The 20,917-nt window shown below is 54.0% G+C and carries 20 protein-coding genes, 1 tRNA gene and 1 rRNA gene; 8 read left to right on the forward strand and 14 right to left on the reverse strand.

The features are described from left to right. Positions 1-9: 9 nt before the first annotated feature. Positions 10-85 (forward strand) — tRNA-Thr (locus FOV68_RS12645). A gap of 34 nt (positions 86-119) precedes the next feature. Then, positions 120-235: ribosomal RNA gene (rrf, locus tag FOV68_RS12650) — 5S ribosomal RNA — on the forward strand. Between the two features lie 192 nt (positions 236-427). On the opposite strand, the gene FOV68_RS12655 is transcribed toward rrf, so the two are convergent. The 14 genes from FOV68_RS12655 to msrP form a co-directional block, all read right to left on the reverse strand. Continuing rightward, on the reverse strand, positions 428-1,189 hold the full coding sequence (locus FOV68_RS12655; RefSeq protein ID WP_010699823.1) for an amino acid ABC transporter ATP-binding protein: 762 nt from the start codon (positions 1,187-1,189) through the stop codon (positions 428-430). Positions 1,190-1,197: 8 nt separating this feature from the next. Then, the gene (locus FOV68_RS12660; protein ID WP_143991020.1) at positions 1,198-2,298 is read right to left on the reverse strand and encodes an amino acid ABC transporter permease; all 1,101 of its coding nucleotides are present in this window, start codon (positions 2,296-2,298) and stop codon (positions 1,198-1,200) included. A gap of 15 nt (positions 2,299-2,313) precedes the next feature. Continuing rightward, positions 2,314-3,492, reverse strand: a complete 1,179-nt coding sequence (locus FOV68_RS12665) for an amino acid ABC transporter permease (RefSeq protein WP_143991021.1) — start codon at positions 3,490-3,492, stop codon at positions 2,314-2,316. Positions 3,493-3,560: 68 nt separating this feature from the next. Then, a complete protein-coding gene (locus tag FOV68_RS12670) occupies positions 3,561-4,586 on the reverse strand; it encodes an amino acid ABC transporter substrate-binding protein (RefSeq protein WP_143991022.1) in 1,026 nt (341 codons plus the stop codon). A 543-nt stretch (positions 4,587-5,129) separates the two neighbouring features. Further along, a complete protein-coding gene (gene fis / locus FOV68_RS12675) occupies positions 5,130-5,426 on the reverse strand; it encodes a DNA-binding transcriptional regulator Fis (protein WP_003855228.1) in 297 nt (98 codons plus the stop codon). Positions 5,427-5,449: 23 nt separating this feature from the next. Beyond that, a complete protein-coding gene (gene dusB, locus FOV68_RS12680; RefSeq protein WP_031592707.1) occupies positions 5,450-6,415 on the reverse strand; it encodes a tRNA dihydrouridine synthase DusB in 966 nt (321 codons plus the stop codon). 367 nt (positions 6,416-6,782) lie between these two features. Next, positions 6,783-7,664 (reverse strand): 50S ribosomal protein L11 methyltransferase, encoded by an 882-nt coding sequence (gene prmA, locus FOV68_RS12685; protein WP_064704068.1) that lies wholly within the window; start codon positions 7,662-7,664, stop codon positions 6,783-6,785. A gap of 16 nt (positions 7,665-7,680) precedes the next feature. After that, positions 7,681-9,126: a sodium/pantothenate symporter gene (gene panF / locus FOV68_RS12690; RefSeq protein ID WP_031592710.1), complete on the reverse strand. Its 1,446-nt coding sequence runs from the start codon at positions 9,124-9,126 to the stop codon at positions 7,681-7,683. Beyond that, a complete protein-coding gene (locus FOV68_RS12695; RefSeq protein WP_031592711.1) occupies positions 9,116-9,358 on the reverse strand; it encodes a YhdT family protein in 243 nt (80 codons plus the stop codon). Before FOV68_RS12695 ends, panF begins: the two co-directional genes overlap by 11 nt. 72 nt (positions 9,359-9,430) lie before the next feature. Next, entirely contained in the window at positions 9,431-10,780 is a 1,350-nt protein-coding gene (accC, locus tag FOV68_RS12700; RefSeq protein WP_031592712.1) for an acetyl-CoA carboxylase biotin carboxylase subunit, read from the reverse strand. Positions 10,781-10,791: 11 nt separating this feature from the next. Continuing rightward, positions 10,792-11,253 carry an acetyl-CoA carboxylase biotin carboxyl carrier protein gene (gene accB, locus FOV68_RS12705; RefSeq protein ID WP_031592713.1) on the reverse strand — a complete coding sequence of 154 codons (462 nt, stop codon included), beginning with the start codon at positions 11,251-11,253 and terminating at the stop codon, positions 10,792-10,794. Between the two features lie 25 nt (positions 11,254-11,278). Further along, the gene (gene aroQ / locus FOV68_RS12710) at positions 11,279-11,731 is read right to left on the reverse strand and encodes a type II 3-dehydroquinate dehydratase (RefSeq protein WP_010256011.1); all 453 of its coding nucleotides are present in this window, start codon (positions 11,729-11,731) and stop codon (positions 11,279-11,281) included. A 232-nt stretch (positions 11,732-11,963) separates the two neighbouring features. Further along, positions 11,964-12,569, reverse strand: a complete 606-nt coding sequence (gene msrQ, locus FOV68_RS12715; RefSeq protein ID WP_022623945.1) for a protein-methionine-sulfoxide reductase heme-binding subunit MsrQ — start codon at positions 12,567-12,569, stop codon at positions 11,964-11,966. After that, positions 12,570-13,574 (reverse strand): protein-methionine-sulfoxide reductase catalytic subunit MsrP, encoded by a 1,005-nt coding sequence (gene msrP, locus FOV68_RS12720; protein ID WP_031592715.1) that lies wholly within the window; start codon positions 13,572-13,574, stop codon positions 12,570-12,572. It abuts the gene before it with no gap. Positions 13,575-13,859: 285 nt separating this feature from the next. On the opposite strand from msrP, the gene csrD reads away from it, so the two are divergent. From csrD to rng, 6 genes are all read left to right on the forward strand, one after another. Continuing rightward, positions 13,860-15,809: an RNase E specificity factor CsrD gene (csrD, locus tag FOV68_RS12725; RefSeq protein WP_143991023.1), complete on the forward strand. Its 1,950-nt coding sequence runs from the start codon at positions 13,860-13,862 to the stop codon at positions 15,807-15,809. Between the two features lie 311 nt (positions 15,810-16,120). Beyond that, the gene (gene mreB / locus FOV68_RS12730; protein WP_004385136.1) at positions 16,121-17,164 is read left to right on the forward strand and encodes a rod shape-determining protein MreB; all 1,044 of its coding nucleotides are present in this window, start codon (positions 16,121-16,123) and stop codon (positions 17,162-17,164) included. Positions 17,165-17,312: 148 nt separating this feature from the next. After that, entirely contained in the window at positions 17,313-18,335 is a 1,023-nt protein-coding gene (gene mreC, locus FOV68_RS12735; RefSeq protein ID WP_143789709.1) for a rod shape-determining protein MreC, read from the forward strand. Further along, complete coding sequence (mreD, locus tag FOV68_RS12740) at positions 18,332-18,820, forward strand: rod shape-determining protein MreD (protein WP_143991024.1); 489 nt, start codon at positions 18,332-18,334, stop codon at positions 18,818-18,820. Before mreC ends, mreD begins: the two co-directional genes overlap by 4 nt. Before the next feature lie 8 nt (positions 18,821-18,828). After that, the gene (locus FOV68_RS12745) at positions 18,829-19,422 is read left to right on the forward strand and encodes a nucleoside triphosphate pyrophosphatase (protein ID WP_010256046.1); all 594 of its coding nucleotides are present in this window, start codon (positions 18,829-18,831) and stop codon (positions 19,420-19,422) included. Continuing rightward, entirely contained in the window at positions 19,412-20,881 is a 1,470-nt protein-coding gene (gene rng / locus FOV68_RS12750) for a ribonuclease G (RefSeq protein WP_003855268.1), read from the forward strand. Before FOV68_RS12745 ends, rng begins: the two co-directional genes overlap by 11 nt. The last annotated feature ends 36 nt before the right edge of the window (positions 20,882-20,917 follow it).

A 20,917-nucleotide genomic window follows, 5' to 3' on the forward strand; every position in this document is an offset into this window, starting at 1 on the left:
ATTTAGTGTGCTGATATGGCTCAGTTGGTAGAGCGCACCCTTGGTAAGGGTGAGGTCCCCAGTTCGACTCTGGGTATCAGCACCAGTTAAGACACGAGTTCGGTAAATAAAAGAATTTGCCTGGCGGCTGTAGCGCGGTGGTCCCACCTGACCCCATGCCGAACTCAGAAGTGAAACGCCGTAGCGCCGATGGTAGTGTGGGGTCTCCCCATGCGAGAGTAGGGAACTGCCAGGCATCAAATAAGAGAGAGCCCTTTGCGTATGCGAAGGGCTTTTTTCGTTGTGGAAAACGGCGATAAAACTCCCTCTGCACGCGTATCCGTCTGTTTATTCATAACAGCAACAGGTCAGTAAGCGTATTAAAGCGGCTGTTCAGGCCATAAAAAACCCGGCACCAGGCCGGGTAGTAAGATAACTGAACGTCTGATCAGTGAATAACCTGCGATAAGAACGCCCGCGTACGCTCCGATTTTGGATTCGCAAAGAACTCCTGTGGTGGCGCGACTTCGACGATCTCTCCCCGATCCATAAAGATCACCCGGTCAGCCACCGTTCTGGCAAAGCCCATCTCATGGGTGACGCACAGCATGGTCATCCCATCCTCCGCCAGACCAATCATCGTATCCAGCACCTCTTTAACCATCTCAGGATCCAGCGCTGACGTGGGTTCATCAAACAGCATAATTTTTGGCTTCATACAGAGTGAGCGGGCGATGGCGACACGCTGCTGCTGTCCGCCAGAGAGCTGGCCCGGAAACTTATGTGCATGCTCGGCAATACGCACGCGTTGCAGATAGTGCATGGCCAGCTCATCAGCTTCCTTCTTTGGAATCTTTCTTACCCAGGAAGGTGCCAGCGTGCAGTTTTGCAGTACGGTCAGATGCGGAAAGAGATTGAAGTGCTGGAAGACCATACCGACTTCGGTGCGCACGCGCTCGATGTTACGAACGTCATCATTAAGATGGATACCGTCAACAACAATGCGGCCCTGCTGATGCTCTTCCAGATGGTTGATACAGCGGATCGTCGTCGATTTGCCGGAGCCGGAAGGTCCGCACAGTACGATGCGTTCACGGGGTTTAACCTGCAGGTTGATGTCTTTCAGTACATGGAATTGCCCGTACCATTTATTCACGTTCTCAAGCGAGATCATCAACGCGTCGGAAGAGTGTGTCATAGAGTCAGTCATGTAAAACCTCAGTGCGATGTACGCCCGGTGTGAAAGCGCTTTTCCAGATACTGGCTGTAGCGCGACATGCTAAAACAGAAGATCCAATAGACCAGTGCAGCAAAGACATAACCTTCGGTCGACATCCCCAGCCAGGTCGGATCGACCGTTGCCTGCTGGACGCTGCTGAACAGATCGAAAAGACCAATGATGATGACCAGGCTGGTATCTTTAAACAGTGCGATGATGGTATTGACCAGGCCGGGAATAGTGAGCTTCAGCGCCTGGGGCAGAATAACCAGCATCTGCGTCTTCCAGTAGCCCAGCGCCAGAGATTCGGCTGCTTCGTACTGACCTTTAGGCAGTGCCTGCAGTCCACCGCGAACCACCTCTGCCACATAGGCGGACTGGAACAGAATGACCCCGACCAGCGCGCGCACCAGCTTGTCGATGTTAGTGCCTTCAGACATAAACAGCGGCAGCATCACGGATGACATAAACAGCACGGTAATCAGCGGCACGCCGCGCCAGAACTCAATAAAGATAATCGACAGCGTGCGCACGACCGGCATGCGTGAGCGACGGCCCAGTGCCAGCAAAATGCCCAGCGGCAGCGCACCGGCAATACCCACCGAGGCGATAATCAGCGTCAGCGTTAATCCGCCCCACTGACGTGTTTCGACGCGTTCCAGCCCCAGATAGCCGCCATACAGCAGAAACCAGACAACCACCGGATAGATGACAGCCCAGGCAGCAATGTAGCGTCCACGATACGGCAGGCTCCTCAGGAACATCGGCACAATCGACAGCAGGCCGATCACCAGCGCCAGGTTAATACGCCAGCGCAACTCATGCGGGTAAAGCCCATACATGAACTGGCCGAAACGAGCATGGATAAAGACCCAACAGGCACCCTCTTTGGTGCAATCGGCGCGCGTGGTGCCGATCCAGTTTGCCTTAAAGACCAGCCAGTTCAGCGCGGGCGGAATGACGTGCCAGATGACCCAGATGCAAAACAGCGTCAGTAGCGTATTAAACCAGCTGGAAAACAGGTTTTTACGAGCCCAAAACCAGGCGCGACTGACCAGAGTCGTCGGGACGGGGGGCGTTTCATGCGTAGTCACAGACATAGTTATCCCGTTCTCTTAACGCTCAACCAGCGCAATTTTGCGGTTGTAGAAGTTCATAAGCATTGATATCAGCAGGCTGATAATCAGGTAAACGCCCATCGTGATAGCAATCGTCTCGATGGCCTGACCGGTCTGATTCAGTACCGATCCGGCGAACAGCGACACCATATCGGGATAACCGATAGCGGCGGCGAGTGAGGAGTTCTTCACGATGTTCAGATACTGGCTGGTCAGTGGCGGAATAATGACGCGCATGGCCTGAGGAATAATCACCTGGCGCAGCGTAACCGGATTAGGCAGCCCCAGCGACCGCGCCGCTTCATGCTGACCATAGGGGACCGACTGAATCCCGGAGCGGATCACTTCAGCGATAAACGACGACGTATAAATCGACAGTGCCAGCGTCAGGGCTGCCAGCTCCGGTATCATCACCGAGCCGCCACGGAAATTGAAACCGCGCAGTTGTGGCACATCCCAGTGCGTGGCTGGGCCAAACCCAAGGTGTGCAAGCAAAGGAAAGAGAATCAGCATCACAACGGCAGCGGGCCATGTGCGACGTAACTGACCGGTTTTCAACTGATGTTTACGGTTAAAGCGGTACAGGCCATAGCTCACAGCCGCGGCCAGAAACAGTGCAATAACAAACGGCCAGCTGCCTGCTGCATAGGTCGGCCATGGAACGTAGAGTCCGCGATTACTGACATATGCCAGGTCAAAAGCATTCAGCGCCTGACGTGGCCCCGGCAGATTGCGCAAGACTGCAAAGTACCAGAAGAAGATTTGCAGCAGGGGTGGGATATTACGGAAGGTTTCGATATAGATATTCGAGAGTTTCCGCAGCAGCCAGTTGTCAGAAAGGCGGGCAAGACCGACCGCGAATCCGAGAATCGAAGCGAAAACAATACAGAGTGCAGAAACCAGCAGCGTGTTGGTTAATCCGACCAGAAACACGCGCGCGTAGGTATCTCCCTCAGTGTACTCAATCAGATGCTGAACGATGCCGAAACCGGCAGTGCGCTCAAGAAATCCAAACCCCGATGTTATGCCGCGATTGGCAAGGTTAATAATGGTGTTATGCACCAGATAACCCACCACACCAAGCACCGCGACGACGGCGATGAGCTGATAAATCCAGGCGCGAACCGTGGGATTACCAAATGAAAAATCCCTTTTCACGGTTGGGCGTTGTGACATGTTGAAACCTCAGTAACGAAAGCTGGGGTAGGGCACCGCAGAATAGGGTGCCCGATTAGTGAGGTCTGTTAACGTACCGGTGGTGCGTACTGAATACCGCCCTGGTTCCACAACGCATTCTGACCACGTGCAATCTTCAGTGCGCTGTCTTTACCGACGTTACGGTCAAAGCTTTCCTGATAGTTACCCACCTGCTTAACGATATTGTAAGCCCACTTGTTATCCAGCTTCAGATCCTTACCAAAATCACCTTCTGCGCCCAGGAAGTGTGCCATGTCTGGTGTGGTTGGCTTGGCTGTCATCTGGTCAACGTTCTTCGAGGAGATGCCCATCTCCTCCGCATTCAGCATGGCGTAGAGCGACCACTTCACGATGGTGAACCAGTCATCATCACCACGACGCACCAACGGCCCCAGCGGCTCTTTGGAGATCACTTCGGGCAGAACAATAAATTCGTCCGGTTTGCCCAGCTTAATGCGTAATGCGTAAAGCTGAGACTGGTCAGACGCCAGCGTATCGCAACGTCCGCTATCCAGCGCTTTAGCCGATTCATCAGAGCGGTCAAAGGTCACAGGCGTATATTGCATTTTGTTGGCTTTAAAGAAGTCCGCTACGTTCAGCTCGGTGTCGGTTCCCGCCTGAATACAGACGGTGGCACCATCCAGCTCTTTCGCACTTTTCAGGCCGGCCTTCTGGTGAGTCAGGAAGCCGATACCGTCGTAATAGTTCACGCCCGCAAACAGGAAGCCCATGCCGCCATCGCGCGATGAGGTCCAGGTGGTATTACGTGAAAGCACATCCACCTCGCCGGACTGCAGGGCGGTAAAACGCTCTTTCGCGGTCAGCGGGGTATATTTCACTTTGGTCGCATCACCAAACACAGCGGCAGCCGTCGCACGACACACATCCACATCGATACCGGTAAACTTGCCGCCAGCATCTGCATAGGAGAAGCCCGGCAAGCCGTCACTGATACCACATTGAACAAACCCTTTTTTCTTTATCGCATCCAGTGTGGTGCCTGCGTGTGCTTGCTGAGCAATGGTAACCAGCGAGGCAGCCGCGATCAGCGTAGAGAGCATCATCTTTTTCATAAAGCATCCTGTGTGGCGGGATCATGTTGTTATGTTTGCGCACTTTAGTGTGCGTTTTTCCTGTCTGTGGCGGTCAGCCATCCACGACTCTGCAAAGCTGATGCCAGGTTTGCAGGTTCCTGAATTCGTATGAAAGAACGGTTAATAATCGGAAGCACTTAGAAAGTTTCGCTAATATGGCGCACCAAAAGGAAGCAATGCGAGTCGACCCGATCACATTTAGTGCAAATAGTTTCACTATGTGGGAGCAGTGTGAGCATTCACTCAGGCAAAAATGTATGAAGAGATTGCGTTGCTTTTTAATGCGCAGAAAGTCACATACCCAGCAGTGGCGGGGATGTGAAGCGAGGTGAGGGTCAGGCAGGCACTAAGTCAAATCACAGCGGGCAAAAGAGAGAGGGTGAAATATCACGCCAGCGATTGCAACTACAGTTACCATATTACCGGAAACTGTTTCACTATCATTACCGTGGCTTTGTGCGTCGACGCACAAATAAAAACGCCAGCCCGAAGGCTGGCGTGATTTACAGACAGAACTAAAAATCAGTTCATGCCGTATTTTTTCAATTTCTTACGCAGCGTACCGCGGTTGATACCCATCATCAGGGCAGCACGGGTCTGATTGCCACGGGTATACTGCATCACCATGTCCAACAGAGGCTGCTCGACTTCAGCCAAAACCAGCTCATACAGGTCGCTCACATCCTGACCATTCAGTTGAGCAAAATAGTTCTTCAGTGCCTGTTTAACCGAATCACGCAAAGGTTTTTGAGTTACCTGATCCTGTGAGTTAACGGTTGAAACGGTCAGTACGTCAGAATTTACGCGTTGTTCGAACATAGTTCTTTCAGCTCTTTATTTCGTTACGCAAGATTTTCGAAGTATGCCTCCAACGCCTCCAGCTGTTCGCTGGCATCCTCAATGGCGTTGAATGTGCGCCGAAACTGGTCATTCGGGGCGTGCTCCTGCAGGTACCAGGAGACGTGCTTTCGCGCTATACGGTATCCCTTGCCTGAACCGTAAAAGTCGTGCAGCTCACGTATATGCGAAACAAGCAAGCGCTTGACCTCTGCCATCGGCAGCGGGGCAAGCAACTCCCCAGTGTCCAGATAATGCTGGATTTCCCGGAAGATCCACGGTCTTCCCTGAGCAGCACGTCCTATCATCAGAGCATCGGCCCCTGTATAGTCGAGCACCGCTCTGGCTTTATGCGGGTCAGTTATGTCTCCATTCGCGATAATCGGAATGGAGACACTCTGCTTAACTGTCCGAATGCTGTCATATTCAGCTTCTCCGTTGAACAGGCAGGCACGAGTGCGACCATGTATCGTCAGAGCCTGTATACCGCAGCGTTCAGCCAATTGGGCAATCGCGACACAGTTCCTGTTTTCAGGATCCCAGCCGGTACGAATTTTCAGCGTAACCGGCACATTCACTGCATTAACCACTGCGGAGAGAATTGACTCCACCACGGTGGGATATTGCAGCAAGGCTGAACCCGCCATTTTGCGGTTAACCTTCTTGGCAGGGCATCCCATATTAATGTCGATAACCTGTGCACCAGCCTCAACATTAATGCGTGCAGCTTGCGCCATTTCACTGGGATCGCAACCGGCAATTTGCACGGCGCGAATGCCTGGCTCATCGCTGTGAACCATACGTAATCGAGATTTGTCGCTTGCCCAGACTTCCGGGTTTGAAGACAACATCTCAGAAACTGCCATGCCTGCACCCATTTCGTGACACAGCGTCCTGAACGGCCTGTCGGTAATACCGGCCATCGGTGCTGCAATCAGTCGATTTCTCAGCTGGAGGTTTCCAATACGCATGAAGTCAGAATGGCCATACTGTGTCTGCAAGGCGGCGTATATTACGCATTTTTGCAGGAAGATGAAAGGCCAAACTTTGAACAATCAGCAAGAAAGATCAATGAAATCCGGGTCATGATCGATGCTCTTATTTATTGCTATTAAATATCAATAACTTAACAATTTATGCTGAAATTGTGAGCAAAAGTTTTTCCAGAAAAGTACGTCAATTCGCCAGATAAAAAACGTCACATGACGTGATTAACGATACAAGCATCCATTTCAAATCGGGAAAGCCCGCAACTTACGCTACGGGCTGGCTGAATGTTCTGTTAAGGCACTTTGTTCCGGGCAGAGCGATGTCAGAAGGGGCAGACAGGCGCTATATTCAGGATTTAATCCCGGTAATCCGGCACCACTCCTCTTTAACCGCAACCGGGTCGAGCGTGAACTCGCTGACATACGCTTCGCAGACGCTCTCAGCCTGGCTCTCTAACACGCCCGAGAGGCCCAGATGACCGCCAGACTTCGGCAGTACGCTGATCAGCGGTGCCAGTTCACGTAGCGGGCCAGCCAGGATATTGGCCACCACCACATCAGCCTGCAGATTGTCCGGTTGCTGGTGGGGCAGGTAGAGCGACAGGCGATCAGAGACGCCGTTGCGCTCAGCATTATCCCGGCTGGCCTGAATAGCCTGCGGATCGATATCAATCCCGATCGCCTGAGCCGCGCCCAGCTTCAGTGCGGCGATCGCCAGGATCCCCGAACCACAGCCGAAATCGATCACCGTTTTGCCCACCAGATCCAGCCCATCAAGCCAGGTAAGGCAGAGTGAGGTGGTCGGATGGGTGCCGGTCCCAAACGCCAGGCCGGGATCGAGCATCACGTTGACGGCATCGGGATCCGGCACATCACGCCAGCTCGGACAGATCCAGAGCCGCTCACCGAAGCGCATCGGATGAAAGTTTTCCATCCATTCGCGCTCCCAGTCTTTATCTTCGATCTGCTCGATCCGGTGACGAAAACCGGCGCCCAGCAACGGATGCTGCGCCAGTTCGGCGGTAATCGCGGCCATATCAGTTTCTGCATCGAACAGGCCGATAACATCGGTATCGCCCCACAGGCGTGTTTCACCTGGCAGCGGCTCATATACCGGCGTGTCGTTGGTATCCTGAAAGGTCACTGAAACCGCACCGATGTCCATCAGCGCATCGCTCAGCGTTTCCGCGTGTTCACCTGAGCTGTTAATTTTGATTTGAATCCACGGCATAACGTCTCTCTTTCCGTCAATGTTGCGGCGCGTCGACCGTTTGCGGCGCGCGTCCAAACAGGTTGCCCACTAAAAATGCCAGCAGGCTCAAAAGCAGTGAGGGCACAATGGGATGAAAACCCAGAATCTGCAGGTTCAGGCTCGCCAGAAAAGCGTAGCAGCCTCCACCCACCACCATGCCGGTGATGGCTCCCGCGGCATTAGCGCGTTCCCAGTAGAGGCCCAGTACCAGCGGCCAGAGGAAAACCGCCTCAAGGCCGCCAAAGGCCAGCAGGTTGAGCCAGATAATCATATCCGGTGGATTCCAGGCTGCAATCAGCAGCAGCATACCCAGTGCGAACGTAATGGTGCCAGATAACAGCCTCAGCCGCGTCTCATTTTCCAGTTGCTGCGGGGCGACACGCAGATAGAGATCTTTGATCAGCGTGGCCGAAGCCTGTAACAGCTGGGCATTGATGGTCGACATAATGGCGGCCATAGGTGCTGCCAGAAACAGTCCGGCGGCTAACGGTGGCAGCACTGTGATCATCAGGGTGGGTATCACACTATCCGGCACGGTCAGATTCGGCAGTACTGCCCGGCCGAGCGCACCGGCCAGATGCATTCCCAGCATCAGGATCGCCACCACAATGGTGCCCAGAATAATGGCCCGATGGACTGCCTTGCTGTCTTTATAAGAGATGCAGCGCACGGCAGTATGCGGTAAGCCAATCACCCCAAAGCAGACCAGCACGACAAACGAGCTGAGGAAGGTCGGCGTTATAATCTCTCCCGGCCCCTGCGGCGACAGCAAAGCAGGATCGATGTCATGCAGTTTCTGGACGGCCGTGCTCAGGCCGCCAGCCTGATGAATCACCGCGAACAGCAGCAGAAATGTGCCAATCAGCATCACGACGCCCTGCATGGCGTCATTGAGCACGCTGGCACGGAATCCGCCAAAAGCGGTGTAGAGCGCAATAGTGCCGCCAAAAATCAGCAGACCGGTATCATACGGAATGCCTGCGGCGGTTTCGAGCAGCCGCGCACCGCCAATAAACTGCACCGTCATGGCACCGATAAAGGCAACCAGCAGACTCAGACTCGCCAGCCAGATCAGCAGCGGGCTCTGATAGCGGGCGTAGAGCATGTCATTCAGCGTCACCGCATTATACTTACGTGCCAGTATGGCGAACTTTTTCCCCAGCACACCCAGCGAGAGCCAGACGGCAGGCACCTGCACCATCGCCAGCAATACCCATCCCAGCCCATATTTGTAGGCGGCACCGGGACCACCAATAAACGAGCTGGCGCTGATATAGGTGGTGGTGAGCGTCATCGCCAGCACAAATCCGCCCATGGAGCGGCTGCCAAGGAAATATTCAGTGAGGAAGCTGCCTTCACGTCTTTTACGGACGGCAAAGACCGACAGCGCAGCAACCAGCACCAGATAAATCAGTAACGGCAGAATGATTTCACTGTTCACTTTTATCCTCCAGCGGCATGTCGCGGAAAATGACCCGCACCATCATCCAGCACAGGAATATGAACAACAGGGGAGCAAACAGGCAGGAGAGTTCGAACCAGCGCGGCAGGCCGGTGATACCGATTTCACGTCCGCCCAGCCAGGCTGAAAGCCCCCAGGCAGCGAGCCAGAGCAGGGTGAGATAGAGCGACCAGCGCGCCTCTTTATGTGCCTGTATAAAACGAGCATCCATGATTCAACCTTAACGCCAGCGGCAAAAGAAAAAGGCCGGATTAACCGGCCTCTGACTGACTCAGCGTTGCGATTACTTCTCGTGCAAGCCGAGTTTTTTCTCCAGATAGTGGATATTGGTTCCACCGTGCTGGAAGTTTTCGTCGGACATGATTTTCATCTGCAGTTCAACGTTGGTTTTGATACCGTCGATGATCAGTTCCGCCAGCGCATTCTTCATGCGGGCAATAGCCACTTCGCGCGTTTCGCCATAGGTGATCAGCTTACCGATCATGGAGTCGTAATACGGCGGTACGGTGTAGCCTGAGTAAATATGCGACTCCCAGCGCACGCCAAAACCGCCTGGCGCATGGAAGCGGGTGATTTTACCCGGGCTTGGCAGGAAGGTGACCGGATCTTCAGCGTTAATACGGCACTCGACCGCATGCCCGCGAATAACCACTTCGTCCTGTTTGATCGACAATGGCTGACCCGCAGCGATGCGCAGCTGCTCTTTGATCAGATCCACACCGGTGATCATCTCGGTCACCGGATGTTCCACCTGAATACGAGTGTTCATCTCAATGAAGTAGAACTCACCGTTTTCGTACAGGAACTCGAAGGTACCTGCGCCACGATAGCCAATCTCAATACAGGCTTTGGCACAACGATTACCGATAAAGCTGCGCTGTTCCGGCGTGATGCCTGGTCCTGGCGCTTCTTCAACCACTTTCTGGTGACGACGCTGCATGGAGCAGTCACGTTCGCCCAGATAGATCGCGTTGCCCTGGCCGTCAGCCAGAACCTGAATCTCGATGTGGCGCGGATTCTCCAGATACTTCTCCATGTAAACCATGTCGTTGCTGAAAGCCGCTTTGGCTTCCGCTTTCGTCATGTTGATGGATTGTTCCAGATCTTTATCGCTGCGCACAACGCGCATACCGCGACCGCCGCCGCCGCCAGAGGCTTTGATGATGACCGGATAACCGATGCGCTTCGCAAAGGCACGGTTTTTTTCCATATCATCGGTCAGCGAACCGTCAGAACCGGGTACGGTTGGGACGCCTGCTTTCTTCATCGCATTAATCGCAGAGACTTTGTCGCCCATCAGGCGAATGGTGTCTGCTTTCGGACCGATAAAGATAAAGCCGGAGCGCTCAACCTGCTCAGCAAAATCGGCATTCTCAGAGAGGAAGCCGTAGCCAGGGTGAATCGCCACCGCGCCGGTGATCTCTGCAGCAGAGATCAGCGCCGGGATGTTGAGGTAACTTTTAACTGACTGCGCCGGGCCGATGCAGACGGTTTCGTCTGCCAGCAGCACGTGCTTCAGGTCACGATCCGCGCTTGAGTGTACCGCAACAGTCTTGATGCCCAGTTCTTTACAGGCACGCAGAATGCGCAGCGCAATCTCACCACGGTTAGCAATAACAATTTTATCCAGCATGATCTGCCCCGTTACTCGATGATAACCAGTGGCTCGTCAAATTCGACCGGCTGACCGCTTTCAACCAGGATAGCTTTCACCACGCCTGATTTGTCAGCTTCGATCTGGTTCATCATTTTCATAGCTTCGACGATGCACAAGGTATCGCCGGCATTCACTTTCTGACCGACTTCCACAAAGGCTTTCGCATCCGGGCTCGGCGTGCGGTAGAAGGTCCCTACCATCGGTGAACGCACGATGTGACCGCTGATTTCAGCCGGTGCCGCTTCGGCAACCGCTGCAACAGGGGCAACAGCTGTTGCCAGAGCAGGCTGTTGAACCGGCGGAGCGTAAGCCTGCTGCATCATCGGGTAACCCACGTTTGCAGGTGCACGGCTGATGCGAACGGACTCTTCACCTTCAGAAATTTCCAGCTCTGAAATGCCAGACTCTTCAACCAGTTCGATCAGTTTTTTAATTTTACGAATATCCATGAGTGGGGTTCCGTACTCAGTTTGATTAATTAGTTTGAGACAGGCGTTTTACTGCCGTTTGTAAAGCCCATGTGTAGCCGTCAGCGCCAAGCCCACAGATCACGCCAGCAGAGACATCAGAAAGATAGGAGTGATGGCGGAAGGGCTCGCGGGCATGCACGTTGGAGAGATGAACCTCGATAAACGGTATTTCTACCGCCAGCAGGGCATCACGTAGTGCGACACTGGTATGGGTAAACGCGGCAGGATTAATAATGATGTAATCCACATTGCCTTTGGCCTCATGAATGCGATCAATCAGCTGAAATTCAGCATTGGTTTGCAGGTGGCTCAATTCAACATTCAACTGGTCTGCCTGACGTGTCAAATCGTCAACGATCTGACGCAGCGTGGTATGACCATACTTCTCAGGTTCCCGCGTTCCCAACAGGTTCAGGTTGGGTCCGTTTAAAAGCAGAATATGTAATTTATGCGCCATCGTGCTGCCATCTCCCGCAATCATTGAGGCATCGCGTAAAATACCTTGCGAATCTTCATTTGTCACCTTTGAGAATGAAAAAGAAGACCCGACGAGCAATAAAGCCGGGCATTATATCCGTTTCGTGTCATTTCGCAGCAAAATACTGGTCTTATCTGCGAAGATGATCGGATGTGGCCAGCGGGCCACATCTTTTATCAGAAAACGGCAGAGGAAAACAACGGGGGAAGCGCTAGCGAGGCCACCATTTGAGAAATTTTTTGTAACGCCAGGCTAACAGTATCGCAGCAAGTAGGGCGTAGATAAGTGGCTGGGGTGACAGGGTTTTCACTGACCAGATATAGTGAATCGGCACCAGAATCGCTACCAGGTAGACCGCGTTGTGCAGGGTTTGCCAGCGCTTACCGAGCTTGCGCTGAGCGCGCTGAAACGACGTCAGCGCCAGGGCCAGTAATATCAGCCAGCTGATAATACCCAGTGTCAGATAGGGACGGGAAATCAGCTCGCTGCCCAGCAGACGCAGATTGTCAGCGCCCAGCTCCAGCAGGTAATAGCTCAGCAGATGGAGAGAAGCCCAGACAAACGTCCAGACGCCAAGCAGACGTCGCGTGCGGATTAACAGCGGTTGCCTGCCATAACGTGCCAGCGGTGAGACCAGCAGCGTACCCAGCAGCAGTTTCAGCGCCATGCGGCCGGTAAAATGCTGAATATCTTTTGCTGGATCCGCACTCAGGCCGCCCTGCATTGCGGCAAGAACCAGATAAACCAGCGGCAACAGGGCCGCCAGATGCAGAATCACCTTAAGCCAGGTGATCTGTTTTATCGACAGGCGTACCACCTAGTAATTCTCCCGTAAATCCAGGCCACGATAGAGCGACGCAACCTGTTCGGCATAGCCGTTAAACAGCAGTGTTGGCTGACGTTCGACCTTCAGACTGCCGCCCGGCCCAATAAACCGCTCAGTGGCCTGCGACCAGCGTGGATGATTAACGTGCGGATTCACATTGGCATAAAAACCATATTCATCTGCGGCGATCTGGTTCCATGTCGTTGGCGGCTGTTTGTCGGTCAGGGTGATTTTGACGATCGACTTAATACCTTTAAAGCCATATTTCCACGGTACCGTCAGGCGAATCGGCGCGCCATTCTGCGGCGGCAGCGCTTTGCCATAGACGCCGGTAGTCAGTATCGTCAGCGGATGCATTGCTTCATCCAGACGTAAACCTTCGACATAGGGATAATTGAGTCCGCCGCCAATAAAGCGATCTTTCTGGCCTGGCATCTGCTCGGGATCGTAGAGCGTCTGGAAGGCGACAAAACGCGCTTTGCTGGTGGGTTCCGCCAGAGAGATGAGCTTATTCAGCTCAAAGCCTATCCAGGGCACCACCATCGACCAGGCTTCCACGCAGCGCATGCGATAGATTCGCTGCTCCATGGCAAACCGTTTAAAGATGTCATCCATATCCAGGGTTACAGGCTTAGCTACTTCGCCATCAATGGTCAGTTTCCAGGGTTCTGTTTTCAGCGTACCGGCATTGGCGGCCGGATCGGCCTTATCCAGCCCGAACTCATAGAAGTTGTTATAGCCGGAAACTTTATCCGCAGGCGTTAAGGTCAGATCGGCCTGATATTGCGCTGGTTTGGTAAAGTCCAGCGGCCGGCCTGCTGGCGCGGGTGGGCGGTCGTTGCCTTTGAACCAGCTGAGAATATCGGCTTGCGCCACGCCCGGCATACCCATTGCCGCGGCGCTCAGTCCCAGCGTTTTCAGCACCTGGCGGCGCTTCATGTTAAAAATGCTTTCCGGCGTTACGTCGGCTTCGGTCAGACAGGGTGTGCGTTTCATGGTGCCTTCTCCAGACAGGATGTCATTAACCAGCATGGTGACTATTACTGATATCAGCCAGTTTCGCCCTGAAAATGTGAAATTTCCTGGCTGGCCGGTACGATGAGAATGCACCGAAAAGTGTCAGGATCAACGTCAGCGATGATATCCCGACGATATACTTCGGCTTCATACGTCCCGGCGATGTCGGCAACGGCAAATTATGCTATTTTGCTCGCGTTTTCGTCAGGCTGACGGTACAAGGTTGGGTGATCCGGTTATCACCGCAGTAATACAGGCACAGGGATGCGATTAACCACAAAATTATCTGCGTTTATTACCTTTTTAAGCCTGCTGGCAATGTCGTTGATGCTGGCAGGCTGTGCATTCAGTGTTTTCTGGTTCAGTCATCAGCGGGTTGAACATCGGGCGCAGATACTGGCGACCGAAGTGGATCAGGCGATGTTCACCCAGACGCCGGCAGAGCTGCATGTCTGGCTCACGCGTATGATGCCGATAATGAATGCCGAGCAGATTTCACTTCACAACGGCAGGCAGACTTTCCTTACCCTCTCCCGACACGAAAACCAGATGCTGGAAGACGAGCCTAATCGTTTTATTCAGGTCGATGTGCCTTTGATGCACCAGACAGGTTTAGAGCTGCGGGTTGTCACCCTTGATCCTGCCAAAACCTGGCTGCGCTCCATTACCGGCACCTCTACGCTGGGCATCCTGTTTACCGTCATGCTGGTGATGAGTCTGGTGCTGCTGCTGATGCATCGCTGGCTCAGTCGTCAGTGGCGCGGTATGGAGCATCTTGAAGTGCGGGCAGAGGCGATTATCAGCGGTGAGCGCGGCGTAATGCCGAAACGCGGTGCGGATGAGTGGCCACCGAGAGCGAGCCGCGCACTGGATGTGTTGCTGGCGGATCTGCAGGAAGCGGGCGAGCAGCGTCTGCGTATCGACACGCTGATCCGCACCTTTGCTGCGCAGGATGGACGCACCGGTCTCAACAACCGGCTGTTTTTTGATAACCAGCTCGCCACCCTGCTGGAAGATCAGGAAGCTGTCGGCACCCATGGTGTGGTGATGATGGTGCGCCTGCCCGATCTGGACACGCTGAAGGATTCGCTTGAGCCGGGGCTGGTTGAGGAGTACCTCTTCAATTTCGTCAATATGCTTTCCACCTTTGTGCTGCGCTATCCTGGTGCCCTGCTGGCACGCTATTTCCGCAGTGATTTTGCCGTGCTACTGCCGCATCGGAGTCTCAAAGAGGCAAACAGTATTGCGGATCAGCTGATCAATGCCGTTGATTCACTGCCGCCGATGCGGCTGGTCAATCGTGATGATCTCATCCATATCGGTATCAGCGCCTGGCACAGCGGGCAGACAGTACCGCAGGTGATGGAAAATGCCGAAATGGCCACCCGACGTGCGGCACTGCTGGGCGGCAACAACTGGACCAATGGGGCCGGAAATCCGCAGGACGCCGGGCGGGGGAGTGTGCGCTGGCGAACCCTGCTGGAGAACACACTTAGCCGTGGCGGCCCGCGGCTCTACCATAAACCCACCGTCAATATTGAGGGCAAGGTACAGCACCGGGTGATGCTGACCCGCATCTTCGACGGCGATAAAGAAGTGCTGGCCGCAGAATATATGCCCCTGGTGCAGCAGCTCGGCATGGCTGATGGCTGGGATCGCCAGCTGATGACCCGCATTGCGGCACTCTCTGAACTCTGGCCAGAAGAGACGCTGGTGATCCCGGTGACGATTAACTCGCTTCTGCAACGCTCTTTTGTCCTCTGGCTGCAGAACATGCTGCTGCAGTGCCCGAAAGCGCAAAGAAAACGATTTTTATTTGAACTTGCCGAGGCAGATGTTTGTCAACACATCAACCGTTTAACGCCAGTTTTCCGCGCACTTAAGGCTTTTGGCTGTCGGGTTGCGGTAAATCAGGCGGGTTTAACCGTGGTAAGCAGCGCCTACATACGACAGCTGCCGCTGGAACTGATCAAGCTTGATGCCGGTCTGGTGCGCAATATTGAGCGGCGGACTGAAAATCAGTTGTTTGTGCAGAGTCTGCTGGAAGTCTGTAAATGTACGGGCATTCAGGTGTTTGCTACCGGTGTTCGCACTAAAGCGGAGTGGCAAACATTAGTCGCGTTGGGCGTAGCAGGTGGGCAGGGCGACTTTTTTGCCCCCTCGCTTCCGGTTAACAGTAACGTGAAGAAGTATTCACAACGTTACCGTATTTAATGAATTGCGGTCGTACTGACGGAAATTTACGGTTTTTTTTAATGTTTATCCGCGTCTGAACCTCTGAACTTACTGCCGGAAATGTTAGATTTTATGTCGGACAGGGCGAGGGGAAATAGCGTGAAATGCAGTGCTGATGGCGTCTGGTCGCCATTCTGCCGTTGTGGATCGCCAGTTCAGATGACTTAAACGCAATCAGGCGTCTTTTTTCACCGAAGCAGAACGTTTTTGCGCCTTGTGGCAGCTTCGTGTGGTTGGTAAAGTAAGCGGATTTTATTTTCCGCCCCCAGCTTGCAGGATTACCCCTTAGTATGTTTAAAAAATTTCGTGGCATGTTTTCCAACGACTTGTCCATTGACCTGGGTACCGCGAATACCCTGATTTACGTGAAAGGACAGGGCATCGTGCTGAACGAGCCCTCCGTCGTCGCTATTCGACAGGATCGTGCCGGTTCACCGAAAAGTGTTGCGGCCGTGGGTCATGAGGCCAAACAGATGCTTGGCCGTACGCCAGGCAATATCGCAGCGATTCGTCCGATGAAAGATGGCGTTATTGCTGACTTCTTCGTGACTGAAAAGATGCTGCAACACTTCATCAAGCAGGTTCACAGCAACAGTTTTATGCGTCCCAGCCCGCGTGTGCTGGTCTGCGTACCCGTCGGGGCAACACAGGTTGAACGCCGCGCGATTCGTGAATCCGCTCAGGGCGCAGGCGCGCGTGAAGTGTTTCTGATTGAAGAGCCGATGGCTGCAGCAATTGGTGCGGGTCTGCCCGTTTCAGAAGCGACCGGCTCAATGGTGGTGGATATTGGTGGCGGTACCACAGAAGTGGCGGTGATCTCCCTGAACGGTGTGGTCTACTCCTCGTCAGTGCGTATTGGTGGCGATCGTTTCGATGAAGCTATTATTAATTATGTGCGTCGTAACTACGGTTCACTGATCGGCGAAGCGACCGCAGAACGTATTAAGCATGAGATCGGTTCAGCCTATCCGGGTGATGAAGTCCGTGAGATCGAAGTGCGTGGCCGTAACCTGGCAGAAGGTGTGCCGCGCGGCTTTACACTGAACTCTAATGAAATTCTGGAAGCGCTGCAGGAGCCATTAACCGGCATCGTTAGCGCGGTGATGGTTGCCCTTGAGCAGTGTCCGCCTGAGCTGGCTTCAGATATTTCGGAGCGCGGCATGGTGCTGACCGGCGGTGGTGCGTTACTGCGCAACCTGGATCGTCTGCTAATGGAAGAGACGGGCATTCCGGTTGTGGTTGCTGAGGATCCACTGACCTGTGTGGCTCGCGGTGGCGGCAAAGCGCTGGAAATGATCGACATGCATGGCGGCGATTTGTTCAGCGAAGAATAATTGCCTCAACCGGCTGAGAACGCAATGATCATGCGAGGGAGTGGCATGTGAACCGGCGCAATCTGTGCCGGTGCAGTGCGTTCAGCCCAGGGAAGCACGGTGTTATGCCGTTGCTTCCTCTCCTGTTGTCGAGGATCACGCAGATTATATGAAGCCGATTTTTAGCAGGGGACCTTCCCTGCAGTTGCGTCTATTCCTGGCGGTTATCGTGGCGATTGCCATTATCATTGCCGACAGCCGTGTGGGTTCTTTCACCCAAATACGCAACTATCTGGATACGTCGGTCAGTCCGTTTTACTTCCTGGCCAATGGGCCACGTCAGCTGCTGGATGGCGTGTCAGAGTCGCTGGCGTCGCGTCAGCTGCTGGAGCAGGAAAACAAAGCGTTACGTCGTGAGCTCTTCCTGAAAAACAGTAACCTGCTAATGCTGGGGCAATATAAGCAGGAAAACGCACGCCTGCGTGAACTGCTGGGTTCACCGCTGCGTCAGGATGAGCAAAAGATGGTGACACAGGTCATCTCCACCGGCACCGATCCTTACACCGACCAGGTGGTAATCGACAAAGGCAGCGTTAACGGCGTCTATGAAGGCCAGCCGGTCATCAGTGATAAAGGGGTGGTCGGTCAGGTCATCGCTGTCGGACAACTCACCAGCCGTGTTCTGCTGATCTGTGATGCGTCACATGCCCTGCCGATTCAGGTGCTGCGTAATGACATCCGTGTCATTGCCGCAGGTAACGGTTGTACTGAAGATCTCCAGCTTGAACATCTGCCGGGTAATACGGATATTCGGGTCGGCGATGTACTGGTGACTTCAGGTATCGGTGGCCGATTCCCTGAAGGCTATCCGGTAGGTGTGGTTTCCTCGGTAAAAGTGGATACCCAACGCGCCTATACGGTGATTCAGGCGCATCCGACCGCGGGTCTGCAGCGTCTGCGTTACCTGCTGCTGCTGTGGGGTGCCGATCGCAATGGTGATATGCCGTTGCCGCAGGATGAAGTTCATCGCGTTGCGAACGAGCGTCTGATGCAGATGATGCCGCAGGTCTTACCGCCTGCGGGAGAAATGGGCCCGCCTGCGCCTGCCGTACAGATGGGACCGCCTGCACCGTCAGCCGCCAGCAGCAGTGGACAAAGCAACTCCTCGCGTTCACGCGGGGGGCAGCCTTGAGTCGATATCGCAGCCAGGGACGTTGGGTCATCTGGCTCTCCTTCCTGGTTGCGCTTGTCCTGCAGATCATGCCCTGGCCGGATGAAATTTATATGTTCCGGCCCTCATGGCTGCTGTTGATCCTAATCTATTGGGTGCTCGCACTGCCGCATCGGGTCAATGTCGGCAGCGGATTTGTGCTGGGTGCCATCATGGATCTGATTGCGGGTTCGACACTCGGCGTGCGTGCGCTGGCGCTCAGTATCATCGCCTACCTGATTGCCTTTAAGTTCCAGTTATTCCGCAACTTAGCGTTGTGGCAGCAAGCGTTAATGGTTATGGTGCTGTCGCTGGCGGTGGATGTGATTGTCTTCTGGGCTGAATTCCTGGTAATCAACGTTTCATTCCGACCTGAAATTTTCTGGAGCAGTGTCGTCGACGGTATTCTCTGGCCCTGGCTATTCTTATTAATGAGAAAAATTCGTCGTCAGTTCGCTGTTCAATAAGGAAATTTATGGTAACCCTCTATCTTGCTTCCGGTTCACCGCGTCGTCGTGAGCTGTTAACTCAACTTGGTCTGACATTCGAGCGCATCGTGACTGACGTTGAAGAGCAGCGTCAGCCGAACGAAGCGGCGGAGATCTATGTCCGCCGTCTGGCCAATGATAAAGCGCAGGCGGGTGTCAAACTGGCCGCGCAGGATCTGCCGGTGCTGGGCGCGGATACGATTGTGGTGCTGAATGGCGAAGTGCTGGAAAAGCCGCGTGATGCCGCCGATGCCCGCGCGATGCTGTGCAAACTCTCTGGTCATACGCATCAGGTGATGACGGCGGTAGCACTGGCCGACAGCCAGCAGGCGCTGGATTGCGTCGTAACCACTGATGTGACATTCCGCACCTTAACCGCAACCGACATCGACGACTATATCGCGACCGGCGAGCCAATGGATAAAGCGGGTGCATACGGTATCCAGGGCAGGGGAGGAAACTTTGTCCGCAAAATTAATGGAAGCTACCATGCAGTGGTCGGATTACCCTTGGTTGAGACAGGGGAGTTGATCAGCCATTTCGAGTCACTGCGTGCCGTAAGGGGTCAACATGACGGCTGAATTACTGGTAAACGTCACGCCTTCTGAAACACGTGTTGCCTATATCGACGGCGGCATACTGCAGGAAATTCACATTGAGCGTGAGGCGCGGCGCGGCATCGTTGGCAATATTTATAAAGGCCGTGTAAGCCGTGTTCTGCCCGGCATGCAGGCCGCCTTTGTTGATATCGGTCTGGAGAAAGCGGCCTTTCTGCACGCCTCAGATATCATGCCGCATACTGAATGTGTGGCGGGCGACGAAAAGAAAAACTTTATCGTGCGGGATATCGCCGAGCTGGTACGGCAGGGGCAGGATCTGGTGGTTCAGGTCGTCAAAGACCCGCTTGGCACCAAAGGTGCCCGGCTGACCACTGACATCACTCTGCCTTCGCGTTACCTGGTCTTTATGCCAGGCGCATCGCATGTGGGTGTCTCTCAGCGTATTGAGAGCGAGAAAGAGCGCGATCGGCTTAAAGCGGTCGTGGCTGACTACTGCGACGATCTGGGCGGCTTTATTATCCGTACCGCCGCAGAAGGCATCGGGGAAGAGGAGCTGGCGCAGGACGCGGCTTTTCTCAAACGACTCTGGACCAAAGTCAGCGAGCGTAAAAAGCGCAATCAGACCCGCTGCCTGCTCTACGGTGAGCTGGCTCTGGCCCAGCGTATTCTGCGTGATTTTGCGGGCGCAGCGCTGGATCGCATCCGGGTCGACTCCCGCCTCACGTGCGATATGCTGGTGGAATTTACCGGTGAATATATCCCGGAAATGGCCGGTAAGCTGGAGCTCTACAACGGTAAACAGCCTATTTTCGATCTGTTTGACGTCGAAAATGAGATTCAGCGCTCGCTGGATCGCAAAGTTGAACTAAAGTCAGGCGGATATCTGATCATCGATCAGACCGAAGCGATGACCACCATCGATATCAACACCGGTGCGTTTGTTGGCCATCGTAACCTTGATGAGACGATCTTTAATACCAATGTTGAAGCCACTCAGGCGATCGCGCGCCAGCTGCGACTGCGTAATCTTGGTGGCATCATCATTATCGACTTCATCGATATGAGCAACGAAGACCATCGCCGCCGGGTACTGCATTCGCTGGAAAGCGCGCTCAGCAAAGATCGGGTTAAAACCGGTATTAATGGTTTCTCGGCGCTGGGTCTGGTGGAGATGACGCGTAAACGTACCCGCGAAAGCATTGAGCACGTTTTGTGCCAGGACTGCCCGGTCTGCAAAGGGCGTGGCACGCTGAAAACCGTTGAGACGGTCTGCTATGAAATCATGCGTGAGATTGTCCGGGTTCATCACGCTTATGATTCTGACCGCTTTCTGGTCTATGTTTCACCGACGGTGGGTGAGGCGTTAAAAACTGACGAGTCTCATGCACTGGCTGAAGTCGAAATCTTTGTCGGCAAGCAGGTTAAAGTTCATGTCGAAGCGCTCTACACTCAGGAGCAGTTCGACGTGGTGATGATGTAACGCCAGCCCGCTCACCGGTTTCTTCGGATATCGGGC

The organism is Pantoea sp. paga, from assembly GCF_007558755.1.
Classification (GTDB): domain Bacteria; phylum Pseudomonadota; class Gammaproteobacteria; order Enterobacterales; family Enterobacteriaceae; genus Pantoea; species Pantoea agglomerans.